Raw genomic sequence first — 5,287 nt, 5'->3', positions numbered from 1 at the left:
GTGGCGCTGCTGAATGATCAGAACTTCAACGGCGGCGTCGCGGCGCCCCTGTTCGGACACGTCGCCCACACAGCGCCGGGCCCGGCCACGTTTGCGCTGCGTTTTGGAATTCCGATCCAGCCCATGAGTGTGCAGCGGATTGGCGATCAGGCCCGTTTCAAGGTCATCGTCCATGATCCGATCCATCTGGTCGACACCGGCGACCGGGACGCCGATATTGAGGCCGGTGTCCGTCAGATCAATGCGTTCATAGAAGCGCGGGTGCGGGCCCGGCCCGACGAATGGTTCTGGGTGCATAAGCGCTGGCCTGGCGAGATGTATCGGGATTGAGCCGACACCGGGTTGCGCTAGGTTGTGCTGCGGGCGTTCCCGGCCAGGGTGTAAAGCATTGTGAAGGCCGGCCGGACGGCCGCGCGACCGTCAGGCGTAGGTCGCCATCGCCAGCACACCTGTCGGGATTGGCACGGTGAAGGCAGCGACATGGCGCTGGAAATCGGAAAGGGCCTGTTCGCTCCACAGACGGATCGCAATCTGCTGGCGACGGCCTGCGGGCTGGATCTGCATCGAGGCCTCTTCGATATCATCATCGCTGTGACGCTCGAGGAAACGATAGAAGGCGGTGGAAACCCGCTGGGCTTCCCGATCTGAAACAATGCCGGTGTCGAAAGTGTGCATTCTGCCTGCGCTCTTCAGCTTCGGGAATGAAGCAGCAAGTACGGGGCCATTTCGGGAGGACGCCGCGTGCTTGACAGGTAAGGTACCGGACGCAGAATAGCGCATGCTCACCGCTCAACAGCTCGACGCCTGGAACCGTGACGGCTTCTTCGTCGTTCGGGGATTTGCTGATCCGTCCATTGGCCAGGTCATGGAACGCGAGACCATTGCCGCGATCCGGGCCAATCCGCCGTCGGCCAATCCCGGGCGCGCCTTCTATCGCACGGGGGAGAGTCTCTTCATCCAGCCCGAGGAGCAGCCGGATTTCACGGCCAGCGTACCGGAAGACCTGATCTCCAAGGTCTTCAATCCGCACCTGTCCGGCGCCGCGCGGGACTTCGCCTTGTCCGTGCGCGTGGCCGATGTCGTCGCCGGCCTGCTGGGCGACGACATCGACGTGTTCCAGAGCCAGTTCATCTTCAAGAACCCCGGCGCCTGGGGCCAGCCCTGGCATCAGGACAGCTACTACTTCCCGTTCGACCGCCAGCCCCAGGTGGGCGTCTGGCTGGCCATCTCCGAGGCCACGCTGGAGAACGGCTGTCTGTCGGTGTTGCCGGGCTCGCACACCGGCGACATCCACCCCCATGGACCCGACCTGCGCGAGGGCGCGAACCAGGGCTATCGGGAAGTCACCGGGCTCAACATCGACGATGCCGTGCCGATGCTGATGGCGCCGGGCGACCTGCTGGTCTTTCATAGCTACCTGCTGCACTGCTCGCAGGACAACCGTGCCGCCAGCCGTCGCTCGGCGATGGTCTATCACTACGGACGGGCGGGCACAGTGCCGTTGGAGCCGCTTTCCCCCGCCCAGGCCTCGATCCTGCGCTGGACGCCGGTTCGGCGCAGCCTGCAGCCAGCGTAGGGACCTAACCGCGCGGCAACCGAAAGCCCATTGGCAGCAGCGCCTCGATCGTGTGACGGTCCTCGGTGCCGTCGGCCCCCACACTGACCACCTCGCAGCCCGGCTCGGCAAACTCCCAGATCTTCTGCCGGCACCCGCCGCAGGGCCAGATCAGGCCGGGCAGGGACGAGGCCAGCCAGACCCTTCGGATCGACGCCACGCCCGCTGTGACCGCTGCAGAGATCGCGCTGGTCTCGGCGCAGACGCCCTCGGGATAGGCGGCGTTCTCGACATTGACGCCGTAGTGCAGGTGCCCGTCCGGCCCCTCGACCGCGGCGGCCACGTGGACGCCGGAATAGGGCGCGTGGCTTTTGGCCAGCAGGCGGCGAAGCTCGGCGGGGATTGTGGTCATCGGTCAGGGCGTCCCGGGATCAATGTCAGGTCTGTCTGGCGACCATCGAGATAGCGGACCTGCCGACCGTCGTAGAACGCATTCTCCTCGGCGCGGAACGCCACGTCCTGACCGCCCCATTCCGGAACGGGTTCGGTGGCGGCGAGTTCGATGGACCAGACCGTGTTAGCGTGAACCTTCAGCGACCCTCGGATGTCCGGGCTCTGGTTGTCCCAGAACCCGATCGCGGGCCCTGCGCCATGACCGTGGTAGCCTAGCGGATGCGAGTAAATGGTGGGCTTCAGGCCCTGGGCGACAGCTTTCGCCCGCGCCGCCGCCAGAACCTCGTTGCCGGTCAATCCAACGGCGAAGGACGAGGTCAGCGCGTCCTGCACCCGGTTGGCCGCCGTCAGCCCGGCCCGCAGGCCCGCCGGCGCCCGGGTTTCCCCGTCCTTCAGCACATAGGCCAGGTGCTGGGTGTCGGTATTCAGGCGCAGATAGTTGATCCCGAAATCGGTCCAGAGCAGATCACCCTTCTGGATGACGGTGTCGCCGTCGAGGAAGCCCTTCACGCCCTGCCGCTGGAGCGCGATCGAGGGGTGGAACCAGGTGGCGATCCCCAGCCGCGCCAGGCGTTCGCGATAGAACCAGACCACGTCTGCGGTGGTGGTCTTGCCGGGCTTGATGGTGGCGTCAGAAAACGCTTCTGCGATGACCGCGTGCGCCAGGCGCATAATGCCGGGATAGAGTTTCATCTCGGCCGGCGTGCGGGTCTCCAGCCATCCTACTGACAGACCTTCGCCGGAAACGATCCGGTCGCGGTAGATCTGGGGCAGGGCTGCGACCATCTCGCCATGCTGGCTCAGCGTCATGCCATCGCCGAAGGCGGTGAGGCTGGAGGTGTTGATCGCGATCTTTTTCGGGTCCCGCCGCGCGATGAGCTCGGCCAGCGCCTTCCACTGATCGGGTTGCGCCTGCGGGTCCCAGGCCCCTGCGAACAGGTCGCCCATGCCGTATCGACTGACGGTTAGGCGCTCGACGGGTCGGCCCTCGCCGGGATCGAAGAACACCAGGATTGTGCGCCGGCGCGCATGCAGGCTCTCGGCGTCCAGCATGGTGGCGACCACCGGGTCTTCGAAATACTCACGGGCGACCAGCACCCACATGTCGATCTTCTGGTCGCGCATGAGGCGCGGGATCACCGTGTCCAGCCGGTCGGCCAACAGCGCGTTTTCCACCCGGGCCCGGTCGCGCATGGTCAGGATAGGCGGCAGGGCGGGGCGGGTGAGTTCGGTTTCGACCATGGGCAGCACCGGCGGGTCCGCCGCGAACGCCACGGGCGCGCACAGCGCCATCATGGCCGCGCCGATCAGTATCCCCTTTGGACGAACCCGTCCCATTCTGAACCCCCATTGCGGCATCACGCTCTGTTGTAGGGCGTTCGGCGCCGGGGGAGAATGGCGAGATGACTCGCGCCGTCTCCCCCGCTGTGATCCAGACCGCTCGCCTGCGGCTTCGGCAGGCGTGCGCGGGCGACCTGCCGGCGATGCATGCCATCCTGTCCGACCCCCAGGTCATGCGGTACTGGTCGACGCCGCCCCATCCAGACCTGGAGACCACCCGGCAGTGGCTTTCCAGCATGATCGAAGCGCAATCGGATATCGACCTCATCCTCGAGGTCGACGGCCGGTGTATCGGAAAACTGGGATGCTGGCGCCCGCCGGATGTCGGCTACATTCTCGCGCGGGACTGCTGGGGCCAGGGTTACGCCCTCGAGGCGCTGATGGCGTTCATCCCTCACGCGTTTGCTGGCGACATCGAACATCTGAATGCAGATGTCGATCCTCGCAATGAAGCCAGCCTCAGGCTGCTGGCGCGGGCCGGCTTCCGGGAAACCAGCCGGGCGCCAAAGACCTGGCTCATCGGCGGCGAGTGGTGTGATAGCGTCTACCTGCGCCTGGACCGTCCGGGGGCTGACCGGAAAGGTGGATCATGACGCACAGGGAAATGACCATCCTCGGCCTGCTGGGCTTCGGCGTGTGGCTGAATGGCGCGGTGATGTTCCGGTTCGGCGGGACGATGATGTTCGAGAGCGGACCGGTCGCGCTGGGCTTGAGCGGTCTGGCCATCGGGGTCAGCGTCTGCGTGCTGCTGCGTTCCATCATGTCCTGGCGCAAGGTTGCGCCGTCGGAAGCGGTCGCGGCCGCCGTTATCCTCATCTTGCCGGGCCTGTTCGGTGATGTGGCGTACATCCTGAACTTCAGCCTGCTCACGGGTCTCAGGCCTGAAACCGCCGGGCCATTCGCGGCGGTGCTGATTTTCGGCACGGCGGTGCTTCTGGCCTATGCGCTTTGGCTGGCGCGCACGGTCCGCATACCCTAGCTTCGATGTGAGCCTGCCGCGTTGCAAGACGGCGGGTCAGCCAGGGGAAGAGATGATGCGTTTGGGCACATGGGCGCTGGGCGTGGCGGCCTCACTGGCGTTTGCGACAGCGGCAACAGCCAGTGAACCGTCCTACAGGGCTGAACTGGTTCGCACGGCCTATGGTGCGCCGCATGTCACTGCGGCTGACTTTGGCGGCCTGGGCTATGGTGCCGGCTATGCTGCCGCCCAGGACAATTTCTGCGACTTCGCAGAACGGACAATGACCGTCAGCGGCGAGCGATCCCGCTACCTGGGCGCCGGCGAGCGCGACGCCAATATCGTCAGCGACCTCTATCACCAGCGGCTGATCAGAACCGGTCGCCTTGAGGCCAAGCTGGCCGGCGACGTGCCCGGCGGCTTCAAGCCCTCCGCCGACGCCCGGGCCCTGGGCAGGGGCTTCATCGCCGGGATCAACCGCTATGTGCGCGACACGGGCGTCGGCAACCTGCCTGACGCCCGCTGCAAGGGCGCGGCCTGGGTGCGGACCTACACCGAGAACGACTACTGGCGAGCCATCATCGCTGGCCAGCAGCCCACCATGATGGCTGGCGTGGCCACCGCGGCCCCTCCCGGGGTCGCCGACATCGTCGCGCCGCATGGCCCCGTCGAGCGCTCGCCGGTTCCCGAAGGGCAGGGCAGCAACGCCTATGCGCTGGGCCGCGAGGTGACGAAAACCGGCCGTGGCGTCCTGCTCGGCAATCCCCACTATCCCTGGGACGGGATCAACCGGTTCACCCGGATGCACCTGATCATTCCGGGCAAGCTCAACATCGTTGGCGCTGGCCTCCAGAACAGCCCCACCATCGGCATCGGCCACAATCAATGGATGGCCTGGACCCACACTGTTTCCACCGCCCGGCGCTTTGGCCTGTTCGAGCTTAAGCTCGATCCGAAGGACCCGACGGCCTACATCTACG

8 protein-coding genes are annotated in these 5,287 nt (G+C 66.0%); 5 read left to right on the top strand and 3 right to left on the bottom strand.

All coding sequences use genetic code 11. The features are described from left to right. A partial coding sequence (locus ACIQ42_RS15610) for a lysophospholipid acyltransferase family protein (RefSeq protein ID WP_397423169.1) occupies positions 1-330 on the top strand: 330 nt, incomplete at its 5' end. 90 nt (positions 331-420) lie between these two features. Here the strand turns inward: ACIQ42_RS15610 and ACIQ42_RS15605 are convergent. Then, positions 421-675, bottom strand: coding sequence for a hypothetical protein (locus ACIQ42_RS15605; RefSeq protein ID WP_397423168.1), 255 nt, complete (start codon positions 673-675; stop codon positions 421-423). Positions 676-778: 103 nt separating this feature from the next. Here ACIQ42_RS15605 and ACIQ42_RS15600 point away from each other — a divergent pair, with 103 nt between their 5' ends. Then, a complete protein-coding gene (locus ACIQ42_RS15600; protein ID WP_397423167.1) occupies positions 779-1,576 on the top strand; it encodes a phytanoyl-CoA dioxygenase family protein in 798 nt (265 codons plus the stop codon). 4 nt (positions 1,577-1,580) lie between these two features. Here ACIQ42_RS15600 and cdd read toward each other — a convergent pair whose 3' ends face one another. Together cdd and ACIQ42_RS15590 are read right to left on the bottom strand one after the other, a co-directional pair. Next, positions 1,581-1,967 carry a cytidine deaminase gene (gene cdd / locus ACIQ42_RS15595; RefSeq protein WP_397423166.1) on the bottom strand — a complete coding sequence of 129 codons (387 nt, stop codon included), beginning with the start codon at positions 1,965-1,967 and terminating at the stop codon, positions 1,581-1,583. After that, entirely contained in the window at positions 1,964-3,346 is a 1,383-nt protein-coding gene (locus tag ACIQ42_RS15590) for a M24 family metallopeptidase (protein WP_397423165.1), read from the bottom strand. The genes cdd and ACIQ42_RS15590 overlap by 4 nt, the downstream gene beginning before the upstream one ends. Before the next feature lie 65 nt (positions 3,347-3,411). On the opposite strand from ACIQ42_RS15590, the gene ACIQ42_RS15585 reads away from it, so the two are divergent. The 3 genes from ACIQ42_RS15585 to ACIQ42_RS15575 form a co-directional block, all read left to right on the top strand. Next, on the top strand, positions 3,412-3,942 hold the full coding sequence (locus tag ACIQ42_RS15585) for a GNAT family N-acetyltransferase (protein WP_397423164.1): 531 nt from the start codon (positions 3,412-3,414) through the stop codon (positions 3,940-3,942). After that, entirely contained in the window at positions 3,939-4,328 is a 390-nt protein-coding gene (locus ACIQ42_RS15580) for a DUF5367 family protein (protein WP_397423163.1), read from the top strand. Before ACIQ42_RS15585 ends, ACIQ42_RS15580 begins: the two co-directional genes overlap by 4 nt. 52 nt (positions 4,329-4,380) lie before the next feature. Beyond that, positions 4,381-5,287 (top strand): penicillin acylase family protein (locus ACIQ42_RS15575; protein ID WP_397423162.1); only part of this gene is annotated, 907 nt, incomplete at its 3' end.

It is taken from the genome of Phenylobacterium sp. (genome assembly GCF_044372605.1).
Lineage (GTDB): Bacteria > Pseudomonadota > Alphaproteobacteria > Caulobacterales > Caulobacteraceae > Phenylobacterium.
Note: the sequence above shows the minus strand (reverse complement) of the source record. Positions and strands in the feature narration are given on the sequence as shown.

Excerpts from the sequence above, each read along its gene's own strand:
- ACIQ42_RS15605 (WP_397423168.1), bottom strand. The coding sequence starts at position 675 with ATGCACACTTTCGACACCGGCATTGTTTCAGATCGGGAAGCCCAGCGG.
- ACIQ42_RS15600 (WP_397423167.1), top strand. The coding sequence starts at position 779 with ATGCTCACCGCTCAACAGCTCGACGCCTGGAACCGTGACGGCTTCTTC.
- cdd (WP_397423166.1), bottom strand. The coding sequence starts at position 1,967 with ATGACCACAATCCCCGCCGAGCTTCGCCGCCTGCTGGCCAAAAGCCAC.
- ACIQ42_RS15590 (WP_397423165.1), bottom strand. The coding sequence starts at position 3,346 with ATGGGACGGGTTCGTCCAAAGGGGATACTGATCGGCGCGGCCATGATG.
- ACIQ42_RS15585 (WP_397423164.1), top strand. The coding sequence starts at position 3,412 with ATGACTCGCGCCGTCTCCCCCGCTGTGATCCAGACCGCTCGCCTGCGG.
- ACIQ42_RS15580 (WP_397423163.1), top strand. The coding sequence starts at position 3,939 with ATGACGCACAGGGAAATGACCATCCTCGGCCTGCTGGGCTTCGGCGTG.